Here is a 16896-nt window from a genome sequence, read left to right on the forward strand (position 1 = left end):
TCTCATTTTCCCAACCTCCTTATCGTTTCAATCCCTTATAGGTACGCTACAAACGTTTCTGTCAATAGAGTATCATACTCTATGTTTTTTGGTTTCAATCCCTTATAGGTACGCTACAAACAAAACAATTCTGGAGGTGAAAGTATGAGGAAAAAAAGTTTCAATCCCTTATAGGTACGCTACAAACAGGTTTCTACATAGCTACAGTAATAGAGGCAGAGAAGTTTCAATCCCTTATAGGTACGCTACAAACGGGAATGCGCGTTTGCGCGCATTCCCTATGATTGCAAGGTTTCAATCCCTTATAGGTACGCTACAAACTTTTTGTCAATACCCTCCCAAATATGTCAATACACTGTTTCAATCCCTTATAGGTACGCTACAAACTGAAATGCGCAAGAAGGAAGATACGCAACAGAAAAACGTTTCAATCCCTTATAGGTACGCTACAAACTATATCTGTTCTGTACAGTGCGCATGTTTCTGTACTAGTTTCAATCCCTTATAGGTACGCTACAAACATTTTCGAATATGCGAATTTGCGAAAGAGAGAAAAAGTTTCAATCCCTTATAGGTACGCTACAAACATGCTTTGTACTTGTATAAGTTTCTGGTGTAGCTTCGTTTCAATCCCTTATAGGTACGCTACAAACCTATGACAGAAAATCGAAAAAGGGAGGTAGGCAAAAAGTTTCAATCCCTTATAGGTACGCTACAAACTCTATATTCGCGAGTATTGACATATTTTTGAGGGTATGTTTCAATCCCTTATAGGTACGCTACAAACATATATACAAGCGTTCGATGTATATTCGAATTTTCGAAGTTTCAATCCCTTATAGGTACGCTACAAACCATTTTATACAGAATATCCTAGAACTTTAAATGAAGAGTTTCAATCCCTTATAGGTACGCTACAAACTCTATATTCGCGAGTATTGACATATTTTTGAGGGTATGTTTCAATCCCTTATAGGTACGCTACAAACTCAGACCAAACCGGTCAAAACCGGAACCAGACCGGTGTTTCAATCCCTTATAGGTACGCTACAAACCAGACCAGACCGGTATGAAAAAATTAAAACTGGAGGGTTTCAATCCCTTATAGGTACGCTACAAACTAGCAAGGACGAGATATATTGTAATATTCAAGCGATCGAGTTTCAATCCCTTATAGGTACGCTACAAACCTTTCATTCTTTATGGAGGATAAGAATGGGAAAAAAGGTTTCAATCCCTTATAGGTACGCTACAAACCTTTCACATGTCAACACTGAAAATATTAAAATTATGTGTTTCAATCCCTTATAGGTACGCTACAAACCCGAAGAAAGGGCCAAAAAAGATCTCTCTAAAAATTACTACCCTTATAGGTACACTACAATTTTGTTGGTAGTATAGCATGAGAAAAATTAGATGTAAATAGGTTTTGATGTGAAAATTTATATTTCTGTCGATCCCCCAGGGTTTTGGGGTTATCGGGGGTAGACTGTAAAAATAGTTTTTAAGAATAAGCTAAAATATTTTCTAATGAAGTAAAGAACTATTTTGGAAAATATTTGAGATAAAAAATCATTAAGAAATTAGTAAGAATCAAGTTGTGCAATAAAAGAAGGTTATCCCTAATTATTACATTTTCTGTCAATCTCAAAAAAATATGAATAAGCCTAATTTGATTGAGATTTTTATGTAACAAAAATTTAGACTTACGATGATATAGAGAAGTTATAAATTTTTGACTTAAATGGTATAATCTATAGAGATTTATTAAGAGGTTTATATAAATCAAGTAAGGAGTAGGGTAAAAAAATGTTTCTAATTAAAAAATTTAAATTTGATGCAGCTCACAATTTAGTAAGCTATAAAGGAAAGTGTGAGAGATTACATGGACATACTTATGAATTAGTAATAGTTTTGGAAGGTAAGCCTGATGAGGAAGGTATGATTATGGACTTTGTAGAATTAAAGGATATCGTGAAAAAGGAAATTATTGATGTACTGGATCATAGTTATATAAATGATATAATCTCACAACCCACAGCTGAGAATATAGCTATATGGGTTTGGAATAAATTAGAAGGAAAATTAAGAGGTAAAAATTTTTCTCTTTATGAGGTACAAATATGGGAAACATCAGATAGTGGAGTGATATATAGAGGTGGATAATTTAAAAGATGTACAAAATGAAAAAGATGAGAGAGGTATATCCCTGAAAAAAGTAGGGATTAAGAATTTTTATTATCCCATAAAGGTTTTTGATCAAAGGAGAGGGCACCAATATACGATAGCAAAAATAGATCTTTCTGTGGATCTTAGACACGATTTAAGAGGTACACATATGAGTAGGTTTGTAGAAGTGTTGAATGAAATTGATGTAATTAGACCTGAAAATTTAGAAAGAATTTTGCAGAAGGTTAAGACAAAGTTAAAAGCAGAAAGTAGCCATATAAAACTTACTTTCCCTTATTTTATATGGAAAAAGGCTCCAATTTCGCAAATGGAGTCTCCTAATAAAATAGAATGTATAATTGAGGCGGAGCTTTTTGAAGATTTGGAGATGGTTGTAGGGGTAAAAGTTCCTATTCATACTCTTTGTCCCTGTTCTAAGGAGATAAGCGAATTTGGAGCTCATAATCAAAGAGCTATAGCAAATATAGAAGTTAAGTCGAAAAAACTTATATGGTTTGAGGATTTAGTTGAAATAGCAGAGAGTTCTGCAAGTGCCCCAATTTATTCTCTTTTAAAACGTCCAGATGAAAAATATATTACAGAAATGGCATATGATAATCCAAAATTTGTAGAAGATGTAGTAAGAGATATAGTTTTTATTTTGGATAAAGATAAAAGAATAGAGTGGTATAGGGTGGAAGTAATAAGTTTTGAAAGTATTCATAATCATGAAGCTTTTGCATGTGTAGAGAAGGGGTGGCTAAAGAATGATAATGGAGTTAACACTTGATTTTTTAATTAAAGAGATGGAAAAAGTAGGAGCTCATTTTGATTCTTTTTCAATTTTTCTAAGAAAAAGTAGAATTATTCCATTAAAGATTTTTGACATTACTTCTCCTACTGCCAATATTTTGAAGCAGGAGATGCTTTCTATTGGAGGAGATGTTGTAGTTCATAAAAATGTTGTTAATTGTGGAATAAACAAAAATGATGTAATTCTTCTTGGGACAAAAAAACATTATGATATTCTTATTAAAAAATTGGAAAATATCAATTATTTCGATATTCCTAAAGTTTATAATCTTTTAAAGAATTTTTTTGAGAAGGATAAAGTATCTTATATTGAATCTCCTTGGAAGAGAAAAATAATTTTTGATAGAACTTTAATAATGGGAATAATAAATGTAACCCCAGATTCTTTTTATGCCAATTCTCGTAAGATAAATTTAGAAGAGATTTTAAATACTGCTAAATATATGATAGAAAACAAGGTAGATATTATTGATATAGGGGGGCAATCAACAAGACCTGGCTCTGATCCTGTAGATGAAGAGGAAGAAATTAATAGGGTTATTCCTGCTGTAAAGATAATTAGAGAAAATTTTTCAAATATTTTTATTTCAGTGGATACTTATAGAGCAAGAGTAGCTGAAAAAGCAATTGAATTGGGGGCAGATATGATAAATGATATTAGTGGGTTTAGATTTGACGATAATCTTGTCAAAGTTATTTCTGAATATAAAATTCCTTATGTTTTAATGCACATGAAAGGTACACCTAAGGATATGCAAATAAATCCATATTATGATGATGTAATTAAAGAAATATATGAGTTTTTCTTAGAAAGATTAAATTATGCAGAGGGATATAGGGTTGATCTGGATAAGGTAATTATTGATCCGGGTATAGGCTTTGGAAAGAGATATGAGGATAATTTAGAAATATTAGCCAGAATAACTGAATTTAAAAGTTTGAAAAAACCTATTTTAATAGGAGCTTCAAGAAAAAGTTTTATAGGAAAAGTTTTAGGTGATATTCCTCCTGAGGAAAGATTAGAGGGTACTCTTGGAGTTACAGCTCTTTGTGCACTTAAGGATGTTGATATTGTTAGAGTTCACGATGTAAAGGAAAATAAGAGAGTAATTGATGTTATAGAGGCTATAAAATGCATAAGGTCTTCATAGCATTAGGGAGTAATTTAGGTGATAAAAGAAAAAATATAGAAATAGCTATAGAAAAGATTAAAGAAATAGGAATTAATATTTTAAAAATGTCTTCTATAATAGAAACAGAACCTTATGGATATAAAGATCAGGACAGTTTTTTAAATGCTGTTTGTTTGGTAGAGACAAATCTTGATCCATTTTCCTTATTAAAAGTTCTGCTAAAAATTGAAGAAGAGTTGGGAAGAAAAAGGATTTTTAAATGGGGTCCGAGAAATATTGATTTGGATATTATATTTTATGATGATTTAATAATTGAAACGGAAGAATTAATAATACCTCATCCTGATGCCCATAATAGGATCTTTGTTATGGGACCTATCTCTGAGCTCGAGCCAGACTTTATACATCCAGTTTTAAAAAGAAAAGTGCTAGATATATATAAAAGTCTTTTATAGTATCTGTTCTCTTTTATTTTTCTCTATTCCTATTATCTGTCTTTCCGAATATTTTGTGGTTCTCATAATGTAGAAAATAACAGAATCTTCTTCCTCATCTATTATTAATTCTATTTCTCTTTTTAGTCTTTCATATTTTGCTTCTGTAATTTCTCCTTCAAGAACAGAATTTTGTATCCATTCTAAATACTTTCTTGCTGTATTTAGTACTTTATTAACTCTTTTCTGATTTACATCATAAACCATTATTATATACATTTACCAAGGAGATATGTAAGGAGAATATTTTTCTTCTCCTAATAAATGTTTCTCAAGTTTATAGAGTTCTAATCTTATTAATCTTCTGTAAGAGATTTTTCCTAAATCTTTATATTGAATAGTAGTTTTCATTTTTTCTTCAAAGTTTTGCACAAAGAGTTTCATCCCTTTTTCCTTAAGGTATACACCTTCCAATTTTTCGTCAAAATCTTTAGGTGTTATCTCTTTTTTATTTACCATAGAAAAGATAATTCTATCCACAATTATTGGTTTGAATATCTCTGCTATATCTAAATTAAGGGAAAATCTTCTGAAGTTTGTAGCATGTAGATATCCTATTCTTGGATCTAAATGGGTTTTGTATATTTCAGAGAGGATTGCTGTGTAGAGTAGGGAATTTCCAAAACTTATAAGGGCGTTCATATAATTAGAAGGTGGTCTTTTGGTCCTTTCCTTAATGAAGAAATCCTCATTTTCTGTAATATCATTGAAACAAGAATAATAAATATCTCTTATATTACCTTCTAATCCCATGATTTCATCTACTTTTTTGCAACCTTCAATACCTTCAGCCAAATCTTCTATGGATTGTATCTTAGGTTTTAATAAATCTTTACCTCTATTTGTATAATAGTTTAAAACCTTTCTTATATTATCAATAGCTCCTTTTACAAAACTTTTTGCTAATTCTAGTCTTTTTTCTTGATCTAAATAATATTCTGCTTGTTTTAGAATCATATATCCTGAATTGTAATGCTCCCTTGGATAAAAACTTCCCACATAATATTCATAGTAATTGTAAAAATGAAGAATTATTTCTTTTTGAGATAGATATTCTAATATTTCTTTATTTAAAGTTACTTCACCAAATATATGCAAATCTCTTACATTTTCTATTGGTAAATATTTTTTCTGACCATCAGAAGTTTCAAAATATATAGTGTTATGCTTTCTTTTTAATTCTCCACTGGTAAAGATATATATACTTTCGCTCATGACCAGCAAAACTCCCTATATGCACAGAGTTTACAATAAGGAATTTTTTGGGGTAACGGGGGTTTTCCCTTATATATGACAATCTCGATCCTTTTAATAGTGTCCTCAATTTTCTCTTCCAATTCTTTGTCTAATACTACTCTAACTCTTCTTTTTTCTTTGGGAAATATAAGTAATCCATCAGCTTTTATGCCATAGTTATTTTTAAGAGAATATAGGTAAAAAGCGAGTTGAATTTTGGCGATTTCTTGCACTTTTGAACTCTTTTTTATCTCTCCTAAAATTAATGTTTTATTTTCAGTTTTTATAAGGTCTATAATCATGTTTTCTAAGCTTATTTTTTTCTTTTCGTCTGTAAAACTTTCTTCATCTATTAATCTACCAAGCTCTAAGTATGGATGGTCTTGGTCTGGAGTTATTTGATGGGCCATAAGCCATGCTTGTCTTTCGCATATTAAGAAACTCTCAATTAAACTTCCTGTAATAATATTTCACCAGAGTAGGATACCGCTTTTAATTTTATATCCTGTTTCTTTGTCATAGAAATCTTCTAAATTATCCTTAGATATATATCCAAAGCCATATTCAATAGCTGGTAGATTTTCTGCTCTTACAGGGATTGATATTACATATTTATAGAAATTACTTTTTATTTTTAGGAATTCTATTCTTCTTTCATAAATATCTTTTATTTCTTTAAGTTTTATATATTGATTCCATAGATTTTCTGCTTCTTCATTTAATTCTATAAATACGTCAATCTTGGGTTGATCTTCTTCAATAAGTTTGAAATCTTCAATACCTATATATTTATCATTTTCATTTTCTGTATATCCCGAATATCTTAATGAATAAATTGCATCCAAGAAGTTTTTAGATATGTCTTTGGCCTTTCTTTCATTAATCTCATAAAAATAATTTTGTATATAGTTGAGAAATTCTACTTCTTCAATTTTTTCATCTTTTTTAAGAATATTGTTAGTAACATCCAAAAGAATTTTGTCATATATGTATGAAGCATATCTTCTTTTATCATCTTGTAATGAATATAGATATACCTCTCCTATATCTTTTAACCAGTTTCTATTACATCTTCCTGCTGATTGGTTTATAGAATCCAAGGGTGCAATATCTCTATAAACAATATCTAAATCAATATCCACACCTGCTTCTACTAATTGAGTTGTAACCACTATTCTTTTTTCTCCTTTTTTTATACTCTCGATTCTTTCTAAACGATCCTTTGGTATTATGTGGCTTGAAAGAAAAACTATATCTTCCTTAGTTTTTTCTTTTAAAAGACTGTAAAATTTTTGAGCTGAGTTTATTGTATTAAAGATAAACATATAAGATTTGTCAAGTTTGATGTCAATGTTTTCAATGAATTCCTCTAATAAGAGAGATTCATTAAGACGAGGAATTAATATTGTGCGATTTAATTTTGTAAAGTAGTCTTCAGCGTTTGTTAAGTTGAGGGTTTCGTCCTTTTTAAATATAAGGGGTTGAGTTGCTGTAGAGAAAATAATATAGGTATTAAATTTTTCTACAAGTTCTTTAAATATTTCCCTTAAAAGGTACCAATATTTAATAGGAATAGATTGTACTTCGTCTAATATGATAATACTTCCAAATATTCTATGTAATTTTCTTAGATTTGAATTTTTATTTGATATCAATGTATGAAATAGTTGTACAAATGTAGTTATTATTATCTCTGAATTCCAGCCTTCTATTAATATTTTTGCATGGTCAGGCTCTATTTCATTGTCATTGTATGTATAGTAGATTTCCGAAAGGTGGTGATGTTTTAATACTATGGTAGAATCTATGTTTCCAAAATACTTTATTAGGACTTTTTCGAGTACACTTGCATTTTGCTCTATAATACTTAGGAAAGGTAATGAGTATATAATTCTTGGGGTATATCCTTTCTTTTTTCTTATTTCTTCTCTTAGCTTAAGGGCGAAGGCAAAAGAAATGAAGGTCTTTCCAAGACCTGTTGGGAGAGTTAGAGAATAAATTTTTTGATCAAGGTCAATCTTTTTGTTTATTACTTCTTGATATGCATTTTCTCGAAGCTCATTTATAGGTTTTTTGTCAGTTTTTAAATCTTTTTTATAATGATCTACTACTATGTATGGAATATCTAAGGGGTTTCTTTCTGGCTTTCCTATAGTTACTTCACTTTTGTCTGCATCTATTAAGAGGGAGAAGAGTAGGTTATTTAATAAGTAGTATTCTGTAGCATTTTCGTGTTTAAGGTTTTTGATTTTTATTCTTTTAATCTTTATATCTTTTGATACTGCTTCTACGATATCTTTAAGTTTATCTTTTGTGATTTCACTAAATAAAGCTTCATCAATATTTTTTATCAATATATTAAATTTGTCTTCATCTATACTTTCAATTTGTCTATAGAGCAATTCTTTATCTTCTTCAGAAATATCAATTTCTATGAGTATGTCTAAAAAATTTCCATGATGCCTTTTAACATTTATATAAGAGAACATGGGGAGTATTATTTTGATATTATCCGAAATATTTTCTTTTTCAAAAACTTTCTTAGTGATGTAATAAGCAATGAAGGAGGAGAGGAGAGAGTGCCTTGTTTCTTTACTTCCCTCCTCTCCAGAAAGTAAATATTCTTGGAAAAAACTTGTAGCTTTTCCTATATCATGGGATAAAGTATTAATTTTTATTAATTTTTGTAGTTGTTCCTTTGATAGGAATAAGTTTTCCATAGGTACATCGTTTAAGAAACTGATAGCAAGATTCATAGTGTTATTTAAGTGTACTTCTAAATATTTATTTGGATGGGAAAATAAATTAGAGAAATATGACATTTGTTCCATCTTCTCCTTGATAAAATTTATCTATTTTAACTTTGATGGGTTTTCCTTGGCTTTCAAAGATGATATCTTCGTATCTTTCTACTATTCTATTACTATTCATTATTAATGGAATTCTTTCTTTAAAATAGCTTTTTCCTTCCTCAAAAATTATTTTGTTTTCTAATATTTGGGATATAGGGATTATTGTGGATACATAAATTTCATTATTCTCTTTCTCTGTAAAGTTTTTTATTCCAACAAACTGAAAATCTCCTAAAAGTTCTGAAAGGCCTAAAGAGAATGTGTAATAACTTCGATGGTTTTTAATATTTCCTACAAGTTTATTAAATAATTCTTCATTCTTATGGTAAAAATATATTCTATATCTTGGATTTTTAATAAACTCTGTTTTTACCTGGGTTCTTGCATCATGGTTTTTCTTTTTGACTGGTATCCAAATGTTTCCTTTTGTGTTTATCAAATTTAAGCCTAATCTTATCTTTTTAATAGGATTTATAATTTGCAATGCTATTTTGCAATTATTAAAGGAAAATGTTTCTAAATATTCTTTTCTATCTATTCCTAAAATAGCTCCAAGCATACCGAATATGGTAGGAGGGGGAGGAAAAGGAAAGGAAAGGGGAGATGATGTGGTATAGAATTTTCTAAAATGGGCAAATTCTCCAAAAATATCAAAAACCAAGACTTTCATTAAAAATCATCTCCTAAATCGGTAGTTCTTCTGCTTGGAAATCTTTTAGAGACTCATTTAACGATACTTCTTTACCGTCTAATACTAAGTTTACTCTTTCGTCTACTTTATATCTGATTTTTTCAATTTTATTATTATTTTCCGTTAATACCTTTATTAGTTCTGTGATGTCTATTTTTACTTGGGATATATCTCTTATTTTTTCATCCTCTATATCTGATATAAGTTTTATTCTTCTATCTAATTCGCCTATGTAAAAATATGAGTCAGGTTTATAGATAATTTGTATTAATAATCTTGGAACTTGACCAAATTTTGAGGTAGATATCAGGTTCTTTGTACCATGCCAAATTCCTTCTAACATATGATCGATATCTTCTTCGGTAAGGGGAATATTTTGGACTTTTGCTAAATTTTCATTTACTATTCCATAAAAGGCTATTAAAGAATAAGGAAGAATGTATTTTTCAGTAAATGTACCTTGAGTTTTGCCTGATTTTGATGGCATGACTGTTGTACCTTTTATATAAGTCAGATCAACTTTATGAAGAGATCTTCCAAATTTAAACTGTACTGGTCCAGTTAAAGTCATGGTTTTCCCTTCTACTGCAGTGGTTGCTCCAAAGAGTCTTATATCAATGCATTTTTCAATAATCTCGTTATTATCTTTGTATTCCTTTAATCTATCTTCTTTAGTTTTTAGTTCTCCTTTATCATCTCTTATTTCTCTGACAAAAACTTCTAACCCTTTATATTCATATAAATAGTCCCTTATTGTTCTTTTAAGTCTTACGTCTGTAACAATATTTGTTCCTGTTTCTTCATCTATTCTTGGTTTGTTTTCATCCATTGGATCACCATTTGGATTTGCATCTGTTACGTCATAGAGAAAAAGAATTTCAGATCTATTTTTTAGCACACCCATCTAAAACACCTCCTATTTTATTTTTTGTCTGGATAAATATATGGTTTTAGTTCATCTAATAGGTTCATACCACATGCAAAGTAGAAATTAAGCTCATCATTTGAAAGTTTCCAGTTATCTCCAGCGAGAAGTAGATAGTAGGAAGCTTCTTCTGCTAATTTTTGTTTTCCTATATCAAAGGAATCGTACTCTTGTAATTTATTTATTACTTTTGGAAGAAGCCCTTTAAAGTCTTTTTCTTCCATTTTTAAACTTTTTAGTTGTTTTCTAAAAGGATCACTACCTCTTTCTAAATATTGTACATTTAATAGCATTTGGGTTAAGGCGCCGAGCAAGAAAAGTCCCTTTTTAATAGGATGATTGAAAGTTGGAGAAAATTTTTTAAATATAGGCTCAAATAATCTTTCTTCTTCCATATTTATCACCTCCATAGGGATTAAATCTAAATAAAGTAGAAACAAAAGTGACATTAGGGCATCTTTTACTACATAGGAGAAATATTCATCTCTAACATACTGAGTTCTTATTTTCCTCGTAAAAAATTGAAATATGAAATTTTTGTCTATGGATCTATCTTTGAATATGCGATCTACAATTTCTAAAAAGTAATTTACAAGGTCTGTTTCTCTTTTGTCAGGATCTGATTTTGAAAAGAATGTCCATAGATTTCTCATAGTGAAATCTGTGTTAAATAACTTATCTACTTTTTCTTTTGCTTTAAATATACTTCTTAGTCGAGAGGGTAAAACATCTTCTATGAGTGCAAGGATTTTTTCTGCACTTTGTTTTCTTTCTATAAATAAAAAGTTTAAAGTAATGTAATCTTCGGTATCAGATAAATACTGTAAAATATCTTCTTCATCTCCAAGATATCTCTTGGCAGTATTTTTCTTTAGAGATAGCAGTTTTGGAGTATCGAAAAATATATTATAAACATCTTCTTTTATAAATTCCCTTCCTAAGAGGAATTTAGGAATAAGTTGATAAGAAATTCCTGCCATTTTGAAAGTAAGCTCTTTTTCAATGTATTCTTTTCCTTTTTCTAAACTTCGTCTACAATCTTCACATAATGGAAAATTCTTCCATGCTTCTTTTTCTTTGAAACCACCACAGATAAATCCTGGTTTATCTATTGTATAGAAGGCATATATACCGTCTCCTATGGTAACTTCTTTTTCCTCTAAGCATATAGAGCATTGGCCTATATTAGAACCTTTTTTACTCTCTTTTATTTTTACCAATTTTTCTAAGGTTTTTATAAAAACCTCCTTGTCTCCTATATATTCTGTTTTTCCTTCTTTTTTGAATTTTAAGGTTAGAAATATACCTTCCTTTTTCGAAATGTCTTTTGATTTTTGCTTAAATTCCTCAATTATTTCATTTTCGTGATTTTTTAATACTGTATAAATCTTTTCTAAATACTCTTTTTCCTCTTTGGATAGCTCTAAATTTTTTCGGGAAAACACATCTTTGAACCAATTTAAAACTTTAATGTATAGAGTTTTTTCTATCTCTGTAACTTTTGTTGAAGGTGTAAAGTTAGGTCCGTTAGAGGGTCCGCTTCTGTATAGGTATTTTATTTTCTTGTCTGATTCATAGTCTTCAAGTTCAATTCCTATATACTTTATTTCACCATTTTCTTCAAAAGTTAAGCAAAAAACGTTATTATATTTTTGGTTAGGGTTTGGATCTTCTATAAGGATTTCAATCTGGTTTTTGATATCCTTTTTTAGTAATATATCTCCTATCTCTTTAACCGCATCAAGCATCTTCATCACTCTCCTTTCCTCTCCATATTTCCCACATTCCAAATCCTGCTGAATTTTTATTTCCTAAGCCTGTCTCGTAGGTGAGATAAATTAATTCTGGATCCCCTAGGAGTTCGTAGATGCCAGTGTATCCTTCTATAATGGTGTCCTTAAATTTTATAATTTTTAAGTTTTCTTGTACTGAGAATTTTAAAGGTTTTATTTCAAGAGACATTTGTTCTGCATCTTTTCCGTAAAGAAGATGATATTTTTTCTTTGCGTTTTTCTCAATAAGTTTTGAGAATTCTTTATCAATTGGTTTGTAATAATGTACAATTTTTTCACCATCCTTTTTATGTAAAGTGCTGTATATGGTAATAGGGGATAAAGCTTTAATTATTACTTTATTTTCTATCTTTGGAGTAGTTACTATTTCAAGCTGAGAGATGTATATCTTTTTATTGCATAATTTAAATTCTCTTTCTTTAAAACTTCTTTCAGCTAAATTCCCTACTATATCTTCTATGGGAGAAGAGAAATATATGGTTATTTTTCTTTTGAATATTAATTTTTCATTATCTTTTGTGGGAATTCCTTTTTCTAATATGCGGGAAAAGGTGAAAAGTTTAAATCTTCTTTTTCCTAAGGGAAAACCTACATTATGAAGTTTGGTGGCAAGATCAGGGGTAAAAGTTTTGTATATGAGAGCTTGAATATGGTAGTTATAATGTTTTGGAAGTATTATGTCCCCATCTAGGCTTTCATATGTTAATTTTATTCTCATATCTTCCCCCTTTTTATAATTATACTAATTATACTATAATTATACTTATACATTATTACTTATTCTATTTTATTTACAATCTTATAATTTTTATTTTGAGAGTACCATAATAAAGTGACAAAAATAGACCCTGATAAAATATTTTTAGAGAAAAAATTTTAGGAGGGTTAAGAATATGATGAAATATAGATATGAAAATATGTTTCCCCATCAACTAAGGGAAGTTTTAAATAGTAAACCTATAGTTTATTTACCTATAAGTCCTATAGAGTGGCATGGAGAACATTTGATTTTTGGTACCGATGCTTTTAGGGCAAGAAAAGTATTGGAGTTGGTATGGGATGAAATAGGGGGAGTTTTATTTCCTACTTTATTTATAGGTGCTGATGGTATAAAGATAAAAAATGGAGAGAATTTATGGGGAATGGAGATGTTTGCAGAAGAAAAAATTCCAGGAAGCGTATTTGTGAAAAAAGATGTTCTTTATTATCTTCTTAGTGATGTACTTTTCTTTTTAGAGAGAACAGGATTTAAAATGGCAGTAGTTTGTAGCGGACATATGGCTAAAGAACAGATCAAGGTTATTGAGAGATTGGAAAGTGAATATAGGGGCAGGGTTATGAAGGTTTTGGGATGGCATTGGGGTAAGGTAAAGTATCCAGAGGAACTTGTATCAGCAAATCCTATGCATGCCGGAATAGAGGAAAGCAGTGAAATGATGAGTATAGATTTAGGTTATGTTGATCTTGATAGAATAGGAAGCAATAATGTGGATGTAAAGGTTGGGCTTACAAAAGAAGCTCTTAAAAGTATAGATGAAAAACTTGGGGAGAAAAGATTAAATTATGAGGCTCAATGTTTGATAAAAGAAATTAAATCTTTAATGAATTTGTGATACAATTTAATTAATAAATGATATAAAAATAAATAAATGGGGTTAATCTTGCAGAATATTAATTATTTAGAATCTCTCCTTGATAGGGAGAGAATAGTATATTTAGATTTTCCACAAGGAAGTGGAAGAACATATATACTAAAGTCTTTATACAATAAATTAAAATCCCAATCTATCTTTACTCATTATGCATCACATAGGACTCCTATTGGTGAATTTTTCTTATCATTGCTTAATTTGATTGATAAAAAAAGGTTTTTAGAAGAGAAGGGTCATATAGTTGGACCTATTTTAAGGCGTTATATACATCCAAGGTTTTTGTGTCTTTTGAAAGATTATGATGCTGAAGAGGTAATCACAAAAGATGCTGAGATCTCTCAAATTTTGGATATTATTAAGGTAATTCTTGAACGTAAAACTATAAAATACTGGTTTTTCGATAATTGGCAAGAATACTTGTATTTTAATGAAATTTTTTCAGAACTAATCCCCTATTTAAGGAAAAAGTATGATATAAGATTTTTAATTGCGGGGAAGGATTTTGCTTTGAATTGTTTTAGGCTTAATCCTGATAAGTATGTTGTACCTATAACTAAGGAAGGTATTGTAGTTTATGAAATGTCTAAGGCTTTTAATATTACCCCTAAAGAAGCTAAAAAATTATATAACTTAAGTAAGGGTAATTGGAATAATGCAGAAATTATTTTTGTGAATCAATTTAAACCTTTAGATGAGATTATACATGAAAAAGTCTCTAACCTTTCTGAGAGTGATAAAAATGCCCTTTTTACTTTCACCATAGTGGGTAAAACATTTTCTTCTACTACTATAAAGGCTGTTAAGGATATTTATGGCCCTCTTAAATTTATGAAGGAATTTGCTGAAAGCAGAATTCTAAAATGGGAATATCCTTTATGGAGATTTGCTTCAGAAGATGTACTTAATAATATTAGAAGCTATATAAAGGATGAAAAAGTTTTAAGAGAGAAATTTGCTAAAAAGCTTTCTTCATACAATTACTCTGATTTATGGGGAAGACTGGCTTTACTTTCAGAGGATGATATAAGAAGTTGGACTTTATTTAAACTTAAGGAATATAGAAGTACATATAATCTACAGAGAAAAAGCAATATTCTAAAGGAGATTCTTCAAAAAGAGATACCCAATAAGGATCTTTACAGAAGGGAATTAATTGATCTACTTATTAATTTCCAAGAATTTTCTTGGGCTTTAGAACTTATAAATGATTTGGAAAAAAATAATTTATTAGATTTAGCAACTAAGGTTAGATGTCTATCTTATCTTGGTAAATATGAAGAGGCAGAAGAAATTATTAAGAATAATTTTATGGATATTTCTGTATCTTATGAAACCCCAGAGATTCTTTCAAGAATAGGAAGTTATTATTTCTTATCTAAGAAGGTTGAGGATGGATTATATCTTTTTAACAAATATCTTGATCAAGTTATAAATCTCAAATCTTCTCCTAAGTATTTGGCTAATTTTTATAACATGCTTGGACTTTTGACTATGGGAGAGAATAAATATGAGAAGGCTTTATCCTTTTTTGAGACTGGCCTTTCTTTTGCAAATAAGACAAAGGACAAAGTAATTTTGCATAAATTATTGAATAATATAGGGGATTTGAAGGCTTACTTGAACGGTCCGAGAGCGTCTATTTCTGCTTCTTTGAAGGCATACGAGCTTTCAAAATATCTATCACCAAATTTAGTGGTTATAAGTTTAGGAAATCTTATAAAGAATAAGATTCAATATTGTAATTATGAAGAAATGATAGGTTTAATCAATATCCTTGAAAGTCTTTTAGAGGATATTAAATTTGATTATTTTTTATATTCAGGTTATAGGAGATTAGCAATATCATATCTTTCTTATGGAAAATTAAATGATTTGGAAAGAATAATTCAGAAACTGGAAGAAATTAAAAATATAAAAGAGAGTGAAATATTAGTGAAGATATTAAAGACTTTTCTAAATAAGGAATATGATATTTCTGAAGAAGAAGTCCTTAATACTAAGGAGGAACAAATAATTACCTTATATATGAAACTTTCTGCTGAAAGAGGATTTGATCTTTCAAAGTCATTAAGAGAATATCCTACAGACTTTCCTTTGCATGTTTTCTTGAAGGGGTTTATTCTAAGAGAAAGTTTTTTTAATCTTATAGGTTACATTGATGAAATGTTAGAAAGATGGGAGTTTTTAGATGCTTTATATTCATACATGCTTCTTGATGAATATATGGTTAAGAGAGAATTTTTTATGGGATTTCTTCCATATGTAAGATTGGAAGCTTTTGAGCTTGCTATTCTTCTTGGGATTGAAGATGTGATAAATAAAATAAAAGAAAAGATGGGTGATACTTATAAGGAGATAATACAAGAACACTCCAAATTAAGAGCTCTTGATCTTTATATGGGAAAAGCACTGATGGAGGCAAGAGAAGAGGAAGAGGCTATGGAGATTATATATAGAATTTTGACAGATTTTTTGGAAGATTTTATGGTAAGGATAGATATAGGGGATAGAGTCTTAGAGAAAGGAAATAGACTTTTATATGATTCTCATTTAAGACCTACTTATAGAAGAATGCCGTATACAATTAAGCTTTATTCCTTAGAAAAACCTTCTCCTAAAGTCTTCTTTATTATGAGAAATATACTTAAGAATTTTATTATCTTTTGGGAGAAAAAATATGGAATTTATGATCCTTTAACAGGTATTTTTAATAGATCTTATGGAGAAAGAAAAATAGAAGAAGCCTTTTCTGACTTTGTAAGAGAAAAAGAGAAATTTAGCGTTGTATTTATAGATATAGATTCTTTTAAAAAGATTAATGATACTTTGGGACATTTATATGGTGATTACTTATTGAAAGAAGTTGCTAATATTATTAAAAATTCAATTAGACAAAGCGATTCTGCTATTAGATGGGGTGGAGATGAATTTCTTGTAATTTTGAGAAAGGCTGATTATGATGATGCTTTAAAAGTGGTGGAAAGGATAAAAATGCATATTGATAATTCTACCAACGGAAAAATAAAAATAAGTTATGGAATAGAGACTTCTTCCGAAGATATTACTTCACCTTATGAATTAATAAGTAGGGCTGATTTTAAGATGTATAAGTATAAGTATGAAAGAGGGGAGAGGTAA

The 16896-nt window shown here is 29.5% G+C and carries 14 protein-coding genes and 1 CRISPR repeat array (1 of these 15 running past the window's edge); of the genes, 6 read left to right on the top strand and 8 right to left on the bottom strand.

The window, feature by feature from the left end; all coding sequences use genetic code 11:
* Positions 1 to 1324: direct repeats of the CRISPR family, unit length 30 nt; unit sequence GTTTCAATCCCTTATAGGTACGCTACAAAC (it extends 1700 nt beyond the left edge of the window).
* Positions 1325 to 1809: 485 nt separating this feature from the next.
* From queD to folK, 4 genes are read left to right on the top strand one after another with little or no spacing between them, the layout of a single operon-like run.
* Positions 1810 to 2166 carry a 6-carboxytetrahydropterin synthase QueD gene (queD, locus tag ACY3JM_RS03345; RefSeq protein WP_463082597.1) on the top strand — a complete coding sequence of 119 codons (357 nt, stop codon included), beginning with the start codon at positions 1810 to 1812 and terminating at the stop codon, positions 2164 to 2166.
* Entirely contained in the window at positions 2159 to 2959 is an 801-nt protein-coding gene (gene folE2 / locus ACY3JM_RS03350) for a GTP cyclohydrolase FolE2 (protein WP_463082596.1), read from the top strand. The genes queD and folE2 overlap by 8 nt, the downstream gene beginning before the upstream one ends.
* Positions 2937 to 4133, top strand: coding sequence for a dihydropteroate synthase (folP, locus tag ACY3JM_RS03355; RefSeq protein ID WP_463082595.1), 1197 nt, complete (start codon positions 2937 to 2939; stop codon positions 4131 to 4133). The genes folE2 and folP overlap by 23 nt, the downstream gene beginning before the upstream one ends.
* A complete protein-coding gene (gene folK, locus ACY3JM_RS03360; RefSeq protein WP_463082594.1) occupies positions 4115 to 4570 on the top strand; it encodes a 2-amino-4-hydroxy-6-hydroxymethyldihydropteridine diphosphokinase in 456 nt (151 codons plus the stop codon). The genes folP and folK overlap by 19 nt, the downstream gene beginning before the upstream one ends.
* Here folK and cas2 read toward each other — a convergent pair.
* The 8 genes from cas2 to cas6 are packed head-to-tail and all read right to left on the bottom strand — an operon-like array spanning position 4565 to position 12824.
* A complete protein-coding gene (gene cas2, locus ACY3JM_RS03365) occupies positions 4565 to 4828 on the bottom strand; it encodes a CRISPR-associated endonuclease Cas2 (RefSeq protein WP_463082593.1) in 264 nt (87 codons plus the stop codon). The genes folK and cas2 overlap by 6 nt on opposite strands.
* A complete protein-coding gene (gene cas1b / locus ACY3JM_RS03370) occupies positions 4829 to 5824 on the bottom strand; it encodes a type I-B CRISPR-associated endonuclease Cas1b (RefSeq protein WP_463111722.1) in 996 nt (331 codons plus the stop codon).
* Entirely contained in the window at positions 5821 to 6312 is a 492-nt protein-coding gene (gene cas4, locus ACY3JM_RS03375) for a CRISPR-associated protein Cas4 (protein WP_463111799.1), read from the bottom strand. Before cas4 ends, cas1b begins: the two co-directional genes overlap by 4 nt.
* Positions 6313 to 6315: 3 nt before the next feature.
* The gene (gene cas3, locus ACY3JM_RS03380; protein ID WP_463111723.1) at positions 6316 to 8676 is read right to left on the bottom strand and encodes a CRISPR-associated helicase Cas3'; all 2361 of its coding nucleotides are present in this window, start codon (positions 8674 to 8676) and stop codon (positions 6316 to 6318) included.
* Complete coding sequence (gene cas5b, locus ACY3JM_RS03385) at positions 8651 to 9367, bottom strand: type I-B CRISPR-associated protein Cas5b (RefSeq protein WP_463111724.1); 717 nt, start codon at positions 9365 to 9367, stop codon at positions 8651 to 8653. The genes cas3 and cas5b overlap by 26 nt, the downstream gene beginning before the upstream one ends.
* A gap of 13 nt (positions 9368 to 9380) precedes the next feature.
* A complete protein-coding gene (cas7b, locus tag ACY3JM_RS03390; protein ID WP_463082588.1) occupies positions 9381 to 10292 on the bottom strand; it encodes a type I-B CRISPR-associated protein Cas7/Csh2 in 912 nt (303 codons plus the stop codon).
* Positions 10293 to 10309: 17 nt separating this feature from the next.
* Positions 10310 to 12067: a TIGR02556 family CRISPR-associated protein gene (locus ACY3JM_RS03395; protein WP_463111800.1), complete on the bottom strand. Its 1758-nt coding sequence runs from the start codon at positions 12065 to 12067 to the stop codon at positions 10310 to 10312.
* Positions 12054 to 12824, bottom strand: a complete 771-nt coding sequence (gene cas6 / locus ACY3JM_RS03400; protein ID WP_463111725.1) for a CRISPR-associated endoribonuclease Cas6 — start codon at positions 12822 to 12824, stop codon at positions 12054 to 12056. The genes ACY3JM_RS03395 and cas6 overlap by 14 nt, the downstream gene beginning before the upstream one ends.
* 175 nt (positions 12825 to 12999) lie before the next feature.
* Between cas6 and ACY3JM_RS03405 the strand changes: the two genes are divergently transcribed.
* Positions 13000 to 13719: a creatininase family protein gene (locus ACY3JM_RS03405; protein WP_463082586.1), complete on the top strand. Its 720-nt coding sequence runs from the start codon at positions 13000 to 13002 to the stop codon at positions 13717 to 13719.
* 36 nt (positions 13720 to 13755) lie between these two features.
* Positions 13756 to 16896 carry a diguanylate cyclase gene (locus tag ACY3JM_RS03410; RefSeq protein WP_463111726.1) on the top strand — a complete coding sequence of 1047 codons (3141 nt, stop codon included), beginning with the start codon at positions 13756 to 13758 and terminating at the stop codon, positions 16894 to 16896.

The sequence above is a fragment of the Dictyoglomus sp. SSW genome (assembly GCF_055181335.1).

Bases quoted from the DNA above. Each gene is read 5' to 3' on its own strand.
- cas5b (WP_463111724.1), bottom strand. From the start codon at position 9,367: ATGAAAGTCTTGGTTTTTGATATTTTTGGAGAATTTGCCCATTTTAGA.
- folK (WP_463082594.1), top strand. From the start codon at position 4,115: ATGCATAAGGTCTTCATAGCATTAGGGAGTAATTTAGGTGATAAAAGA.
- queD (WP_463082597.1), top strand. From the start codon at position 1,810: ATGTTTCTAATTAAAAAATTTAAATTTGATGCAGCTCACAATTTAGTA.
- cas3 (WP_463111723.1), bottom strand. From the start codon at position 8,676: ATGGAACAAATGTCATATTTCTCTAATTTATTTTCCCATCCAAATAAA.
- cas7b (WP_463082588.1), bottom strand. From the start codon at position 10,292: ATGGGTGTGCTAAAAAATAGATCTGAAATTCTTTTTCTCTATGACGTA.
- cas6 (WP_463111725.1), bottom strand. From the start codon at position 12,824: ATGAGAATAAAATTAACATATGAAAGCCTAGATGGGGACATAATACTT.
- ACY3JM_RS03395 (WP_463111800.1), bottom strand. From the start codon at position 12,067: ATGAAGATGCTTGATGCGGTTAAAGAGATAGGAGATATATTACTAAAA.
- ACY3JM_RS03405 (WP_463082586.1), top strand. From the start codon at position 13,000: ATGATGAAATATAGATATGAAAATATGTTTCCCCATCAACTAAGGGAA.
- cas2 (WP_463082593.1), bottom strand. From the start codon at position 4,828: ATGTATATAATAATGGTTTATGATGTAAATCAGAAAAGAGTTAATAAA.
- folP (WP_463082595.1), top strand. From the start codon at position 2,937: ATGATAATGGAGTTAACACTTGATTTTTTAATTAAAGAGATGGAAAAA.
- cas1b (WP_463111722.1), bottom strand. From the start codon at position 5,824: ATGAGCGAAAGTATATATATCTTTACCAGTGGAGAATTAAAAAGAAAG.
- ACY3JM_RS03410 (WP_463111726.1), top strand. From the start codon at position 13,756: ATGGGGTTAATCTTGCAGAATATTAATTATTTAGAATCTCTCCTTGAT.